Origin of the sequence: Pseudomonas sp. 2995-3, from assembly GCF_002742565.1 — a bacterium.
Taxonomy (GTDB): Bacteria; Pseudomonadota; Gammaproteobacteria; order Pseudomonadales; family Pseudomonadaceae; genus Aquipseudomonas; species Aquipseudomonas edaphica.
Genome location: NZ_LJSB01000157.1, coordinates 591,572 through 606,929, shown reverse-complemented (window position 1 = coordinate 606,929; position 15,358 = coordinate 591,572). Strand labels below are relative to the sequence as shown.

General features: G+C 60.6%; 14 protein-coding genes. 3 read left to right on the top strand and 11 right to left on the bottom strand.

Features of this window, described 5'->3' with window-relative positions; all coding sequences use genetic code 11:
* The first annotated feature begins 103 nt into the window (after positions 1–103).
* A complete protein-coding gene (locus AOA62_RS10430) occupies positions 104–1,699 on the top strand; it encodes a M91 family zinc metallopeptidase (RefSeq protein ID WP_099548596.1) in 1,596 nt (531 codons plus the stop codon).
* A gap of 27 nt (positions 1,700–1,726) precedes the next feature.
* Here the strand turns inward: AOA62_RS10430 and pcaC are convergent, their stop codons facing one another.
* The 11 genes from pcaC to pcaR form a co-directional block, all read right to left on the bottom strand.
* Complete coding sequence (gene pcaC / locus AOA62_RS10425; RefSeq protein WP_017137238.1) at positions 1,727–2,125, bottom strand: 4-carboxymuconolactone decarboxylase; 399 nt, start codon at positions 2,123–2,125, stop codon at positions 1,727–1,729.
* A gap of 245 nt (positions 2,126–2,370) precedes the next feature.
* Positions 2,371–3,162: a 3-oxoadipate enol-lactonase gene (pcaD, locus tag AOA62_RS10420; RefSeq protein ID WP_099548595.1), complete on the bottom strand. Its 792-nt coding sequence runs from the start codon at positions 3,160–3,162 to the stop codon at positions 2,371–2,373.
* Positions 3,163–3,172: 10 nt separating this feature from the next.
* A complete protein-coding gene (locus tag AOA62_RS10415; RefSeq protein ID WP_099548594.1) occupies positions 3,173–4,537 on the bottom strand; it encodes a 3-carboxy-cis,cis-muconate cycloisomerase in 1,365 nt (454 codons plus the stop codon).
* 9 nt (positions 4,538–4,546) lie between these two features.
* Positions 4,547–5,842, bottom strand: coding sequence for an MFS family transporter (locus tag AOA62_RS10410; protein WP_017137235.1), 1,296 nt, complete (start codon positions 5,840–5,842; stop codon positions 4,547–4,549).
* Positions 5,843–6,031: 189 nt separating this feature from the next.
* Positions 6,032–6,598: a protocatechuate 3,4-dioxygenase subunit alpha gene (gene pcaG, locus AOA62_RS10405; RefSeq protein WP_058421728.1), complete on the bottom strand. Its 567-nt coding sequence runs from the start codon at positions 6,596–6,598 to the stop codon at positions 6,032–6,034.
* Position 6,599: 1 nt separating this feature from the next.
* Entirely contained in the window at positions 6,600–7,304 is a 705-nt protein-coding gene (pcaH, locus tag AOA62_RS10400; protein WP_017137233.1) for a protocatechuate 3,4-dioxygenase subunit beta, read from the bottom strand.
* A 17-nt stretch (positions 7,305–7,321) separates the two neighbouring features.
* The gene (pcaF, locus tag AOA62_RS10395; protein ID WP_169985849.1) at positions 7,322–8,524 is read right to left on the bottom strand and encodes a 3-oxoadipyl-CoA thiolase; all 1,203 of its coding nucleotides are present in this window, start codon (positions 8,522–8,524) and stop codon (positions 7,322–7,324) included.
* Entirely contained in the window at positions 8,521–9,300 is a 780-nt protein-coding gene (locus AOA62_RS10390) for a CoA-transferase subunit beta (protein ID WP_017137231.1), read from the bottom strand. The genes pcaF and AOA62_RS10390 overlap by 4 nt, the downstream gene beginning before the upstream one ends.
* A complete protein-coding gene (locus AOA62_RS10385; RefSeq protein ID WP_017137230.1) occupies positions 9,300–10,157 on the bottom strand; it encodes a CoA transferase subunit A in 858 nt (285 codons plus the stop codon). Before AOA62_RS10385 ends, AOA62_RS10390 begins: the two co-directional genes overlap by 1 nt.
* Positions 10,158–10,401: 244 nt before the next feature.
* Positions 10,402–11,742, bottom strand: a complete 1,341-nt coding sequence (locus AOA62_RS10380) for an MFS transporter (protein WP_017137229.1) — start codon at positions 11,740–11,742, stop codon at positions 10,402–10,404.
* A 144-nt stretch (positions 11,743–11,886) separates the two neighbouring features.
* Complete coding sequence (gene pcaR, locus AOA62_RS10375) at positions 11,887–12,729, bottom strand: pca regulon transcriptional regulator PcaR (protein WP_017137228.1); 843 nt, start codon at positions 12,727–12,729, stop codon at positions 11,887–11,889.
* 505 nt (positions 12,730–13,234) lie between these two features.
* On the opposite strand from pcaR, the gene AOA62_RS10370 reads away from it, so the two are divergent.
* Together AOA62_RS10370 and AOA62_RS10365 are read left to right on the top strand one after the other, a co-directional pair.
* On the top strand, positions 13,235–13,435 hold the full coding sequence (locus tag AOA62_RS10370) for a hypothetical protein (protein ID WP_003189295.1): 201 nt from the start codon (positions 13,235–13,237) through the stop codon (positions 13,433–13,435).
* Positions 13,436–13,769: 334 nt separating this feature from the next.
* Entirely contained in the window at positions 13,770–15,245 is a 1,476-nt protein-coding gene (locus AOA62_RS10365; RefSeq protein WP_017137227.1) for an inorganic phosphate transporter, read from the top strand.
* The last annotated feature ends 113 nt before the right edge of the window (positions 15,246–15,358 follow it).

The window sequence follows — 15,358 nt, the reverse complement described above, 5'->3', positions numbered from 1 at the left end:
GCGACGACCGGTTATATTTGCTGCTACTTGCGCTTGCCGCTCATGGGGAACTCAAGTTCACGCCGCCAACACACATAGGGACGTCAATAAAAAAGAGAATCCCATGAACGTCACTTCGCCATCGCTTAATCAGCATTCGATTGCCCCCCCGGATACAACGCCAACAGCATCGCAAGCGCCCATTGAGATCAGTGCCCGGCGTTCCTACTACGTGGGGCGCGACAGACCGATAGATTTTCTATACCTATCCTCGCATTCCAAACTCACTCCCGATCAGCATCCGCTGGACAGTACCCAAAAAAAATACATCAACACCGACGTATTGCGACACGACAAGCACGTGAAGTTCTACCAGGAAATCGCCTACATGAGCGAAAACGGCAAGCCGATAGGCTCGTCCTCCAACGAACTTGTAATCGAGACCGGTAACCGTGCCGACAAGGTAACCATTAAAAAAGGCCCGGGTCATAGTCTGATCGCGACCATCAACAATAAGCCCTATCAACTGAACCTGCTGACGTCCCCTGACGGCAGTGAATCGCAACCCTTACGCATCAGGACCAACGGGGGCGACGATTGTGTTCTGATCGATCCTGAAGTTAAAAACGCCATTCGCATCGAGCTCGGCGCCGGCAATGATTACGCGCGTGCCGGCGCAGGAGACACCCGCCTCTATGGCGGTGCGGGAGACGATATGCTCAAGCTTGGGAGCGGCGACGGCATCGCATTCGGTAACGATGGCAATGACGTGTTGATCGCCGGCACCGGGAACGGTGTCCTGAAAGGCAACAATGGCAATGACCGTATGCAGGCAGGAAAAGGCTCGGCTGATCGTCGCCTGTTCATGGACGGCGGCGACGGTCACGACTTCATGATTGTCACGCGCAACGACACTCAAATCCCGACAGTCCTGCACGGTGGCAAAGGTGAAAACCTGATCGTCGCAAATGGCCCCGCCACAATTTACACCGGGCGCGACAAAAACATCGTCAGGTCTGATAACGACAATACCGTCATCTACGCCAAACCGTCGGACGAGGTTCATCGTACCCCGGGCTCCCAGCGCGTTCACACGCAACACAGCGAGGTGGGCAAAAGTGGCTATGTGATTGAGGGCTCTGCCGAGTTCGTACAAAACGTAGAAGACGATATGGAGCTGCTAAGAATATCCCGGCAAGGCAAGAGAATGCTCGGTACTGCCGACGCCGCCGCTCAGAGGAATGATTCCCCGGTACGCATTACTGAATTGACGGAGGACAACGGCAGCTACTACTTCAGTAATGCGGCCATTCGCAACCACCTCGAAGCAGGCCACTCTATGGATACGCTGGCACCTGCGGCCCAAGGCTTCATCACACACCAACAAGCTGGCGCCGTCGCAACGGGTGCGCAGATACAATACAACCCCTCGTATTCGCTGGATGCAGACAGCGCACCCGTCAACGCCCTCTATCACGAAATGGCCCACGCCTATAATGGCGCCTCGGGAACGTTCCTCGCAGGCAGCACCGCCATACCGGAGAACCCCGACGGTGAACCCAATGATGAACGGCAAGCCGTAGGGCTGTTTACCGTTGCTCAGCCATTTAATTTTGTAGGTCACCCCGCGGCCGAACCGAGTACAACAAACCCCAAGCCGTTTTCCGAAAATGGGTTCCGAGAGGAGATGCGCCGTCCGTTACGCACTACCTACACCTGAGGGGTATTGAGCGAGGGAGTGGGTTGATCAAACCGACTCCCGTGACTCGACGCCCAGCTCATCCCACACCGACTCGGCCAAGTGGAACGTCGCATTGGCTGCCGGTATCCCGCAGTAGATCGCGCTCTGCATCAGCACTTCCTTGATCTCGGCGCGTGTCACGCCGTTGCTGGCGGCGGCACGCAGGTGAAGTTTTAATTCTTCACTACGATTCATGCCGATCAACATGGCGATGGTGATCAGGCTGCGGGTATGCCGAGGCAGGCCGGGGCGGGTCCAGATATCACCCCAGGCGTGGCGGGTGATCATTTCCTGGAACTCGCTGTTGAACTCGGTCAGGGCATTGAGGCTGCGGTCGACATGGGCATCGCCCAGCACTTCGCGACGCACTTGCAGGCCATCGGCATAACGTTGTTTCTCGTCCACAAAAACTCCTTAAACATTTGATAGAAGCTCGAACACGTGTGGCGAGCAGGCTTGCCCTGCGCTGGGGCGCGAAGCGGCCCCAAAACCTGGCGATGCGGTTCATCGGGAAGAACGCGGTGGCTGTATCAGGGCCGCTTCGCCGCCCAACGCAGGGCAAGCCTGCTCGCCACAACAAACCTGTCTGTCACAACAAGCCTGCTATACAGAACACGTCAGCTCTCCAGAACAAGCTCGCTGCCACAGGTTTAATCAACCAACAGGAACGCCAGCACGCGGTCGCTGAACGCGGCGCCGGCCTGTACGTTGGACAGGTGCGCCGCGTAGAACTCGGCGTACTCGGCGCCCTTGATCTGATTCTGGATAAAGCGGCTGCCGGCCGGCGGCGTAACGGCATCTTCGGTGCCGGCAATCGCCAGGGTCGGCACTTGGATCGTGGACAGTTGCTCGCGCAAATCCGCATCACGTACGGCTGCGCAGTTGGCGGCGTAACCTTGGGGCGACGTGGCGGCAAGCATGTCGGTAATCTGCTGGGCCTGGTGCGGGTTGGCGGCGGCGAAATCGGCGGTAAACCAGCGTGCAATCGACGCATCGCGCAGCGCTACCATGGCCGCCGCACCGTCACGCAAAACCATCTCGATTCGCGGGTTCCAGATCTCCGGCGTGCCGATCCTGGCGGCGGTGTTGCACACCACCAGGCGCAGCAGGCGATCACCTGCGTGGATGCCCAGCCATTGGCCGATCAGGCCGCCCATGGACAGCCCGCAAAAATGCGCACGCTGAATATCCAGCGCATCGAGCAACGCAATCACATCGCGACCCAGCTGCTCGATGCTGTACGGCCCTTCGGTGACCAGGGATTTGCCATGGCCACGGGTATCGAAACGCAGTACGCGAAAGTGCTGGGTGAAGGCCGGGATCTGGATGTCCCACATATGCAGGTCGGTACCCAACGAGTTGGACAACACCAGCACCGGCGCGCCCTCAGGCCCGTCCAGTTGGTAATGCAATGGGCCTTCGGCCAGTTGTACAAATGCCACGGCGGTCTCCTTACGCAGTCAAAGCAAAATGGTCGGTCACCGCACGGGTAACCCAGGTTTGAGCCTGGCCCAAGTAGTGGGCCGGATCGAGCAGACGGTCCAGTTCCACCGCCGACAACTCGGCGGTGACCTGTGCTTCGTCCGCCAGAACCGCGCGCAGATGTCGCCGTTCGGCGACGGCGCGTTTACAACATTGCTCCAATAGATGGTGAGCGGTCTCGCGGCCCAGGCGTTGGGCAAGCACGATACTCACGGCTTCGGCCAGCACCAGCCCTTGGGTCAGGTCGAGGTTGTGCGCCATGCGCTCGGAGTCGACCTCCAAGCCTTGGCTCACCAACAGCGCCTGTTTCAAGGCACCGGACACCAGCCGACAAATCTCTGGCAGGGTTTCCCACTCGGCGTGCCACAGGCCCAGGCTGCGCTCGTGCTCCTGGGGCATGGCGCTGAACATCGTCGCCACCAGCCCCGGCACGCGGGTGGCAGCGCTGATCAACACGGCGGCGCCCACCGGGTTGCGCTTGTGCGGCATGGTCGATGAGCCGCCCTTGCCCGGCGCCGACGGCTCGAACACTTCCGCCGCTTCGGTCTGCATCAACAGGCTGAGGTCGCGCCCCAGCTTGCCGAGGCTGCCGGCGATCAGGCCGAGCACGCCGGCAAACTCCACCAGTCGATCACGTTGGGTGTGCCAGGGTTGCTCGGGCAAACCCAGTTGCAGCTCAGTTGCCAAGGCGTGCGCCACCGGCATGGCTTGCTCACCGAGTGCCGCCAGGGTGCCGGACGCGCCACCGAACTGCAGCACCAACAAGCGCGGCTTCAGCTCGGCCAGGCGCTGGCGACTGCGCGTCACCGCGCCCAGCCACCCGGCAATTTTCATCCCCAGCGTGACCGGCGTCGCATGCTGCAACCAGGTTCGCCCGGCCAAAGGTACGTCGGCATAACGCTGGGCCTGGGCAGCTAACACCTCGCCCAATTGCGCCAGGTCCGCTTCAATCAGCGCCAACGCCTGGCGCAGTTGCAACACCAGCCCGGTGTCCATCACATCCTGGCTGGTCGCGCCCAGGTGCACGTAACGCTCGGCACCGGCATCTTCAGCAGCAATCAACTTGCCCAAGGCCTTCACCAGCGGAATTGCCGAATTCCCCGCCGAGGCAATCGCCTCGCCCAGGGTATCCACATCGTAAAGCGAAGCCAGGCACGCCTGGGCAATCGGTGCGACGGCGGCTTGCGGAATCAGCCCGACCCGGGCCTCGGCCCGGGCCAGCGCCGCTTCGAAATCCAGCATGCCCTGCAAACGTCCCTGGTCGCAGAACACCTCGGCCATGCTGTCAGCGGTGAAGTAAGCGTCGAACAGTTGATTGCTCGTGCGCAGTGTCATAACTCATCCCTAGAGGTCGTGATGTAGATAAGCCGCCTGTTTGGGCAGACGCAGGCTGAACAGGAAAGCGACCGCCATCATCGCGGTGACGTACCAGTAAAAGGTATTTTCCATGCCAATGGATTTCAGGCTCAACGCAACGACTTCGGCCGAACCACCAAAAATCGCATTCGCCACCGCATACGCCAGGCCCACACCCAGTGCGCGCACCTGCGGCGGGAACATCTCCGCTTTGACCAGGCCGCTGATCGAGGTATAGAAGCTGACGATCGCCAAGGCCAGGGTGATCAGCACAAAGGCCAGGAACGGACTGGTGACGGTTTTCAGGGTCAGCAGGATCGGCACGGTGAACAGCGTGCCCAGGCCTGCGAACCAGAGCATCGAATTACGTCGACCGATCTTGTCCGCCAACATGCCGAACAGCGGCTGCATGCACATGTACAGGAACAGCGCGCCGGTCATGATGTAGCTCGACGTCTTGGCGTGCATGCCCACGGTGTTCACCAGGTATTTCTGCATGTACGTGGTAAAGGTGTAGAAAATCAGCGAGCCACCGGCGGTGTAGCCCAGCACGGTAATGAAGGCTTTGCCGTGGTCGCGGAACAGCGCGACGATGCTGCCGGCGTCTTTGTCTTCACGCATTTCCTTGCTGGTGGTTTCTTTCAAGGTGCGACGCAGCAGCAGGGAGATCACCGCAGCAATGGCACCGATCACGAACGGAATCCGCCAGCCCCAGGCGCGCAGTTCTTCTTCACTCAGGATCTGTTGCAGGATCACCACCACCAGCACCGCCAGCAATTGGCCGCCGATCAGGGTCACGTATTGGAATGACGCAAAAAAGCCGCGCTGGCCCTTGAGTGCCACTTCACTCATGTAGGTCGCCGTGGTGCCGTATTCGCCACCCACCGACAGGCCCTGGAACAGGCGCGCCACCAGCAGCAAGGCCGGCGCCCAGGCGCCGATATCTTTGTAGGTGGGCAAAAAGGCGATGACCAGCGAACCGGCGCACATCATCAGCACCGAGATCATCATCGAGTTTTTGCGCCCGTGCTTGTCGGCCACTCGGCCAAACAGCCAGCCACCGATGGGTCGCATCAGGAATCCTGCAGCAAACACCCCGGCGGTGTTGAGCAACTGGACCGTGGGATCGTCCGAGGGGAAAAACGCCGGGGCAAAATAAATCGCGCAGAAGGCATAGACGTAGAAGTCGAACCATTCGACCAGGTTGCCGGAGGAGGCCCCGACAATCGCAAAAATCCGTTTGCTGCGTTCTTCTCCGGTGTAGTGACTCGTTTTTGTTGTCATGTTTTTTTACTCAGTGGGAACGGTTATAGCCTAGACATACTTTGCAACAACCATGTTCCGCAAGCAGACTTTTGCATAGGTGCGGCCTTGAGGGCGCCATCGCAGGCAAGCCAGCTCCCACCTTTGAACCTGTTCACCGTTCAAAATGTGGGAGCCGGGCTTGCCCGCGATGGCGCCCGCCAGCTCAACTCAATAATCGAAGAACACCGTCTCCTTGTCTGTGCCCTGCAAAATCACATTCCACTGATGCACACCTTGCGCATCCGGCTTGGCAATCAACGTGCCGCGACGCTCAGCAGGCACACACGCCAGCAACGGGTCATCGCCATTCAACGCTTCACCGTCGAAATAGATCCGCGTCAACAGGTGCTTGACCAAACCACGGGCAAACACCAGCACCACCAGATGCGGCGCCTGGGTCGTGCCTTGCAGGCCCGGCACACTGCCCGGCTTGATGGTGGTAAACCGAAAACGCCCTTCGGCGTCCACCGGCACCCGGCCGAACCCTTCAAAGTTGGGATCGACAGCCTTGGCCTGCTCGTCTTCGGGGTGGTCGTACTTGCCGGCGGCATTGGCTTGCCAAACTTCCAGCATGGCGTCGTTGACGACATCACCGTTGCCGTCCACCACCTGCCCGCTGATTGCCACGCGCTCGCCCAAGGTGGCCGGCACGGTCAGGTCTTCGCGGTTCAGCCAGGTCAGGCCGATGTGGTAATACGGCCCGACGGTGTGGGACGTGGTCGCATTGAGGGTCATCTCATTTCTCCATCGGCGTGGCGTCGCGGCCGCGTAAAACGATGTCCCAGCGATAGCCGAGGGCATAGGACGGAATGGTTTTTTCCAGATCAAAACGCGCGATCAGACGCTGCTTGGCGCTGGTGTCCGGCACGCAGTTGTAGATCGGGTCGTATTCCAGCAGCGGGTCACCGGGGAAATACATCTGCGTGACCAGCCGCGTCAGTACGCTGGGGCCAAACAGCGAGAAGTGGATATGCGCCGGGCGCCACGCGTTGTGGTGGTTGCCCCACGGGTAGGCGCCGGGCTTGATGGTCTGGAACTGATACCAGCCGTCGGCGTCGGTGACGGTGCGGCCGGTGCCGGTAAAGTTCGGGTCCAGCGGCGCGTCGTGCAGGTCGCGCTTGTGGTTGTAGCGACCGGCGGCGTTGGCCTGCCAGATCTCCACCAGAATGCCCGGTACCGGCAGGCCGTTTTCATCCAGCACACGGCCGTGGATGATGATGCGCTCGCCTTGGGGCTCGCCTTCGTGCTGGGCGGTGAGGTCGTTGTCCTTCTCGTTGATCCGCTCGGCGCCGATGGTCGGGCCGGTGATTTCCGACAAGGAGTGCGGCAGAAACACCAATGGCTGGGACGGCGAACGCAGGTTCGTCGACTGGTAGGCCGGGTGCAGGTAATCAGGTTGGGTGCCCGCTTGCGGGCGCCGGTAACCGGGCTTGTCACTCATGGAGCAATCCTCTCTTATCAGATGCGTTCAATCGCCAGGGCCAGGCCTTGGCCGACGCCCACACACATGGTCGCCAGGCCTTTGCGGCCGCCGGTTTTCTCCAACTGATGCAGTGCCGTCAGCACCAACCGCGCGCCGCTCATGCCCAGCGGGTGGCCAAGAGCGATGGCGCCGCCGTTCGGGTTGACCTGCGCGGCATCGTCGGCAATCCCCAGTTCACGCAGCACCGCCAGGCCTTGGCTGGCGAAGGCTTCGTTGAGTTCGATCACGTCAAAGTCGGTGACCGCCAAACCAAGGCGCTCCACCAGTTTGCGCACCGCCGGCACCGGGCCGATGCCCATTACACGCGGCGCAACGCCGGCGCTGGCCATGCCCAATACGCGAGCGCGGGCGGTGAGGCCGTGCTTTTTGACCGCTTCGGCAGACGCCAGAATCAGCGCCGCCGCACCGTCATTCACGCCCGACGCATTGCCGGCGGTGACGGTTTTATCCGGGCCATTGACCGGCTTGAGTTTGGCCAGGGCCTCCAGGGTGGTGTCGCGTGGATGCTCGTCGTGCTCCACCACGGTTTCGCCTTTTTTATGGGCGACGCGCACCGGCACGATTTCTTCAGCAAAGAACCCGGCGGCTTGCGCGGCGGCGGTGCGTTGCTGGCTGCGCAGGGCGAAGGCGTCCTGATCGGCGCGGGACACGTTGTAGTCGTCGGCGACGTTATCGGCCGTTTGCGGCATCGCATCCACGCCGTATTGGGCCTTCATCAACGGGTTGATAAAACGCCAGCCGATGGTGGTGTCTTCCAGTTTCATGTTGCGCGAAAACGCCGCGTCAGCCTTGCCCATCACGAACGGCGCACGGGACATCGACTCGACGCCACCGGCAATCGCCAGCTCCATTTCGCCGCTGGCGATGGCGCGGAAGGCCGTGCCGATCGCGTCCATGCCCGAGGCGCACAGGCGGTTGAGGGTCACGCCCGGAATGCTTTGCGGCAAGCCCGCCAACAGCAACGCCATACGCGCGACGTTGCGGTTGTCTTCACCGGCCTGGTTGGCGCAACCAAGGAACACTTCGTCGACCGCGCTCCAGTCCACCGACGGGTTGCGCTCGATCAGTGCCTTGATTGGCAAAGCTGCCAAGTCATCGGCGCGCACCGTGGACAAGCCACCGCCGAAACGGCCGATGGGCGTGCGGATGGCATCACAGATAAAGACGTCACGCATCAGGCTTCTCCCGGTGCTTGGCCGTGGGCGGCGGCAGTGCGCGCTTCGAGATCACGCAGCGCGGTCAGCTCCACCTCGGTCGGCTCGGCGGTGGTGCTTACGTGGTCGGCAAAACGAATTGCCCAACCGGTGGCTGCCACCACTTGTTCACGGGTGACGCCAGGGTGCAGCGCGGTGACCACAAACTCATGGCTGCCCTCCTCCGGTTCCATGATGCACAGGTCGGTAATAATCCCTACAGGGCCGGCGCCAGGCAGGCCCAGGCGCTTGCGTGAGTCACCGCCTTCGCCGTGGCCGACCGAGGTGATGAAGTCCAGTTTGTCGACAAACGAGCGCGCCGACTGCTTGAGGATGATCAACACGCTCTTGGCGGAACCGGCAATCTCCGGCGCGCCACCGGCACCCGGCAGGCGCACTTTGGGTTGGTGATAATCGCCCACCACGGTGGTGTTGATGTTGCCGAAGCGGTCGACCTGGGCGGCGCCGAGAAAGCCGACGTCGATGCGCCCGCCTTGCAGCCAGTAGCGAAAAATCTCACCGGTCGGTACTACCGTGTCGGCGGTTTCTGCCAGTTCGCCGTCACCGATCGACAGCGGCAATACGCTTGGCTTGGCGCCAATCGGGCCGGATTCGTAGATCAGCACCACGTCCGGCGACGAGGTCAGGCGTGCCAGGTTGGCGGCCTTGGAAGGCAAGCCGATACCGACAAAGCACACCGAGCCGTTCTTGAGGCGGCGCGCGGCGGCGACGGTCATCATTTCATTGGTCGAGTAAGCCATTACTTGGCCTCCTGCGCGTGGGCCAGCTTGGCCTGGAATTCACTGAAGTCAGCGGTGCCGTGGATATATTCGTCGATCCACGCGGTAAAGGTCCCACGGTCGCGGGCGATGGGGTCCCACGCCTGATAGAAGCGGTTGTCGCGCTCGTTGTAGCCATGGGCGTAGGACGGGTGCGCACCACCGGGTACATGGCACACCGCAGTCAAGGCCCAGGTCGGCAGCACGCAGCTGTTCATCGGTGCATTCAGGTCATCGACGATTTCTTCGACGGTGACGATGCAACGCTTGGCCGCCAGGGCCGCTTCCTTCTGCACACCGAGAATGCCCCAGAGCAGCACATTGCCCTTGCGGTCGGCCTTTTGTGCGTGGATCACGGTGATGTCCGGACGCACCGACGGCACGGCCGCCAGCACTTCGCCAGTGAATGGGCAGGTGACGGTTTTGATCAGCGGGTTGACCTTGGGCAGGTCGGAGCCGGCGTAGGCGCGCAGCACCGCAAACGGCAGGCCCGAGGCTCCGGCAACGTAGGCATTGGCCAGGTCGGCGTGGCTGTGTTCTTCGATCTCCAGCGGCTGCGGCCATTGCTTTTCAACGGCGTCGCGCAGGCGATGCAGGGAACCCACGCCCGGGTTGCCGCCCCAGGAGAAAATCAACTTGCGCGCGCAGCCGGCACCGATCAACTGGTCGTAGATCAGGTCAGGCGTCATGCGCACCAGCGTCAGGTCTTTCTTGCCCTGACGAATGATTTCATGACCCGCTGCCGTAGGGATCAGATGAGTGAAGCCTTCGAGGGCGACGGTATCGCCGTCGTTCACGAAGCGCTTGACCGCATCACGCAGGGTGAGAATTTCAGCCATGGGGTTGGGCTCCCGGTGTTGATCGAAAAAGGCGCTGAGGTGGCGCCGAAGTGCTTGAAGATTAAGCCGGGCAAATGGGCCAAACAATCCGATAATCGACTCAGCGTTCGATTATCGAACGGATTGTTGTCTAGCTAATCGTTTACGAAAACTCGCTCAGTCTGAGGGCCTGGCTTATGTGGGAGCCAGCTCCCACCCAAGCCAGCTCCCACACAATTTAGCGCCCACTTGAATCGCGCGGGGATCAGGTAGCATCCGCATGGCTGACCATACCCTTGATCACCACGGCAGCCGTGGCCAACGCCGCCGGAATCACCAGCGCCGTCAGCACCTGCTCGAAGTTCCAGCCCAGGCCCAGCAAGGTGGCGCCCATCCACGCGCCGAGGATCGCGCCGAAGCGACCGATGCCGAGCATCCACGACACACCGGTCGCGCGGCCCTGTGTCGGGTAGAAGCGCGCGGCCAGGGATGGCATGGCCGATTGCGCGCCGTTGACGCACATTCCGGCGATCAACACCAAGGTCGCCAGTACGGTGATATTGCCCAGGCTCTGCCCCACGGCGTAGGCAAACACCCCGGCCAACAGGTAGAAAGTACCGATGACCTTGTGGGGATTGAAGCGGTCCATTGCCCAGCCCACGCCGACCGCACTCAGCACGCCGCCGAACTGGAACAACGCGCCGATAAAGGCTGCCTGTTCCATACTGGCGCCGCTGTCGCGCATCAGGGTCGGCAGCCAACTGGTCAGCAGGTAAACAATCACCAGGCCCATAAAGTAGGTGAGCCACAGCAGCAGGGTGCCGGCGCTGTAGGTGCCGGAGAAGATCACCGCGAACACGTTGCGCGCCTTGACGGTTTTTTGCTCGGGCACGCTGAAGCTGCTCGCCTGGGCAACGATCGTAGGTTCGATGGGAGACAAGGTTTTACGCACCTTGTCGGTGCCGCGGTTGCGCACCACCAGGTAACGCGCCGATTCCGGCAGCCATACCAATAGCACCACCGCCAAAATCAACGGCAGAATGCCGCCGATCAGCAGCAGGCTATGCCAGCCAAACGCCGGGATCAGCTTGGCCGAGATAAACCCGCCGCCGGCCATGCCCAGGTTGAAACCGCAGAACATGCTGGTCACCAGCAACGATTTGTGGCGCTCGGGGGTGTATTCGGACAGCAGCGTCGTGGCGTTCGGCATCCCTGCGCCCAGGCCCAGCCCGGTCAGGAAGCGCAACACCAGCAGTTGGTCGACGTTGCTGCTGTAGGCCGAGGCCAGGCTGAATGCGCCAAACACCAACACCGCACTCACCAGCACCACTTTGCGGCCAAAACGGTCCGCCAGCGGGCCGGAACCGAGCGCACCAAACACCATGCCGATCAACGCGGCACTCATTACCGGGCCAAGGCTGGCGCGGTCGATGCCCCAGTCCTGGGACAGCGCAGGCGCAATAAAGCCCATGGCAGCGGTGTCGAGGCCATCGAGGAAGACAATCAGGAAACACAGGATTACCACACGCCACTGGTAACGCGAGAGTGGCTGGGCGTTGATAAAGGACTGCACGTCCAGGGTGGTACCGACAGAAGGCTGATTCATTTTTTTTATTCCACACCGATGGCGGGCCAACGACCTGGGGTCGTCATTATTATTGGGCGGCTCTTCAGAGCGCTGCCGCACAGTAATAAGTCGGGGGAAACAGCGTCAATTGATCAAGCCGGGATCTGTGCGGTCACCGAACACTTAGGCAAACAGTTGCGCACTCAACTCGCGGCTGGCGCTGAGCATGCTTGGCAAAAACCGCTGCTCCAGCTCGCTGCGGCTGACACGCCCGGCGTGGGTGCTGACATTGAGCGCGGCCAACACCTGGCCGGAAGCGTCGTACACCGGCACGGCGATGGAGCGCAAACCCTGCTCCAGCTCCTGATCGACGATGCACCAGCCTTGTTGACGCACTTGTTGCAGGCATTCGAACAAGGCTTCGGGCGTGGTCAGGGTGCGGCTGGTCTTGGTTTGCAGGTCGGCGTGGTCGAGATAGTCCTTGAGCGAGGCATCGTCCAGCGCCGCCAGGAGGATGCGCCCCATCGATGTGCAATACGCCGGCAAACGCCCGCCCACCGACAGGTCCACCGAGATCAGGCGCTGGGTGGTGGCCGAGCGGGCGATATAAAGGATGTCGTCGCCTTCCAGGGTCGCCATGTTGCAAGCCTCGTGCAATTGCTCGCTCATACGGTCCAGGTAAGGCTGGGCCGATACGGCCAATGGCGTGGAGGACAAATACGCATGCCCCAGGGTCAAGACTTTGGGCAGCAGCGAATAGGTGCGCCCATCGGTGGTGGCATAACCGAGCTTGATCAAGGTGTGCAGGCAACGGCGCACGGCGGCACGCGGGATTTCGGTGCGATGACTGATCTGGGCGATGGTCAGGTGGCGTTTGCGCTCCTGAAACGCCTGCACCACGGCCAGGCCGCGCGCCAGGGAGGTCATGAAGTCCGGATCACCGGTAAACGCCTGGATACGCTTGGCCGGTGAAGCCACGATCGGCGGCGCCACTGATGCGAAGGAGTTGCGCAATTGATCGTTCATTTCCAGGGTCCTTTCTCTTGTTTTCAACCGCAGGGAGGGTTGGCCGCCATTACAAGCCGTGCCGGCCGGGATGCACAAGGTTGCGCCCGCAACATCGGGCGATTATCGGACAGCCATGCGATTATCGCAATTTTGCCGATGGAACCCGACAGCCGGGTAGACCACTACAGTCATGCGCAAAACACGCAAATGACTCACACCGTCATGTAACAAAAGTCTCACACGAAGTTGACGCTTTTTAACTTAATGCTGATAGTTTTATCCAAATGCGCCGCTATAATGCAGCTTGTGCAGAGGTCAGCCCGATTTCATTATCATCGGGAGTGGAGCTCACGAGGCGATGCGCGTTACAGGCATCATCGGTCACACATACCTGTTTATAAGATCTGCCCTTTGGCCCTTTTTCAAACTTGAATGGTTCTACTGTTCAATTTTGAACAACCCGAGGACGACTTTCAGGCATGACGCTGCACCGTCAATACACTCAACTTAATTAGGTAACACTGTGACGAAAGACGAACTGCGCGCGGAACTTGAGCGCCAGGAACAACGTTACAAGGACGTTTACGGCGGGGAAGTCACCACCTACGCCGCGCAACCTGAACCCGAGCGCAAACCCTGGCGCAAACGGGCCAGTTTGCTGGATCAGGCATTTGCCCAGGAAATTCAAAAGATTGAACAGGAACTCAAGACCGAAGAGCCATAAGCCCTTCGCTCAGAGTTTCCAGGGTCTTGCTGTCTCTGCCGGCCCAGCGCCGGCGGAAGGCACCGTGCATTGGCTCACCATTGGTCAGCGTCCTGCTGCCGCCAACGAAATTTCATACAAATGTTTCAGACATGACGTTTGCATGACAAATCCGTGTCTTTTCGGCCCCGCACTTTATAAATCAAAGACTTGCCAAAGCCCCGAAAACCCTGGGATGCGCCGCTTTGCCCGGTGTTTTTTCAGTGAAGATTGTTACCGATGAGCAGCTAATGCATCGATTACTGAGGTTTTCTGGCATAATCGCGCCCCCTTACGACCGGGTCAGAAAACCTTCATGATCGATTTATTCAGCGGACTGGATGCTTGGGTTCTAGTGAGCCTGTTGCTCGCCCTGGCCTTTGTCCTCGCCTTCGAGTTCATCAATGGCTTTCATGACACCGCTAACGCGGTGGCCACAGTCATCTACACCAAAGCCATGCCGCCGCACCTGGCCGTGTTCTTCTCCGGGGTGTTCAACTTCCTCGGCGTGTTGCTCGGTGGTGTCGGCGTCGCCTACGCCATCGTGCACTTGCTGCCGGTGGAGTTGCTGATCAATGTGAACACCGGCCATGGCCTGGCAATGGTCTTCTCTTTATTGGCAGCGGCGATCACCTGGAACCTGGGCACCTGGTACTTCGGTATCCCGGCCTCCAGCTCCCATACCTTGATCGGCTCGATCCTTGGTGTCGGCCTGGCCAATGCCCTGATCAACGACATCCCATTGGCTGACGGTGTGAACTGGCAGAAAGCCATCGATATCGGTGCTTCCCTGGTGTTCTCGCCGATGGCCGGCTTCCTGGTCGCAGCTCTGGTGCTGATCGGCCTGAAATGGTGGCGCCCACTGTCGAAAATGCACAAGACCCCGGACCAGCGCCGCAAACTTGACGACAAGAAGCACCCACCGTTCTGGAACCGTCTGGTACTGGTGATCTCGGCCATGGCCGTGAGCTTCGTACACGGCTCCAATGATGGCCAGAAAGGCATCGGCCTGATCATGCTGGTGCTCATCGGTATCGTACCGGCGCAGTTCGTACTCGACCTGGGAAGCACCACTTACCAGATTGAACGTACTCGCGATGCCACCGTGCATTTGAGCCAGTTTTACGAGCGCAATAACGCCACGCTCGGCGAGTTCCTGGCACTGGGCAAAAGCGTGAAGGACGACCTGCCGGGCAAGTTCCGGTGCAACCCGCAGCAGACCGAGCCGACTATCAATGCATTGATGGAAACCCTGAAAGGCGTTTCCGACTACCACTCGCTGACTGCCGAGCACCGCATTGAAGTGCGCCGCTACTTGCTGTGCCTGGACGACACCGCGAAGAAAGTCGGCAAGCTGCCGGGCCTGGATGCGCGTGAGAAGTCCGACCTGGACAAGCTGCGCAAAGACTTGACCGCCACCACCGAGTACGCCCCGTTCTGGGTGATCCTCGCCGTCGCACTGGCCCTGGGCCTGGGTACCATGGTGGGCTGGAAGCGTGTGGTACTGACCATCGGTGAGAAGATCGGCAAGCAGGGCATGACCTATGCCCAAGGCATGTCGGCACAGATCACCACGGCGAGCATGATTGGCCTGGCCAACATTTTCAGCCTGCCGGTTTCCACCACTCACGTACTGTCTTCAGGCGTGGCCGGCACCATGGTTGCCAATAAGAGCGGCCTGCAAGGCGGCACGGTGAAGACCATCCTGATGGCTTGGGTGTTGACCTTGCCGGCAACCGTGGGCCTGTCGGCCGGGTTGTTCTGGCTGGCCTCCAAGGCGCTGGGCAGTTGATAGCCAACCGTTGAAAAAGAAGGTGCGACCTCGATGAGGATCGCACCTTTTTTTATGCAACTACAGGTGCGGGACGCAGAGCGTCCTCGGCGGCATTCCCACGCGGAGCGTGG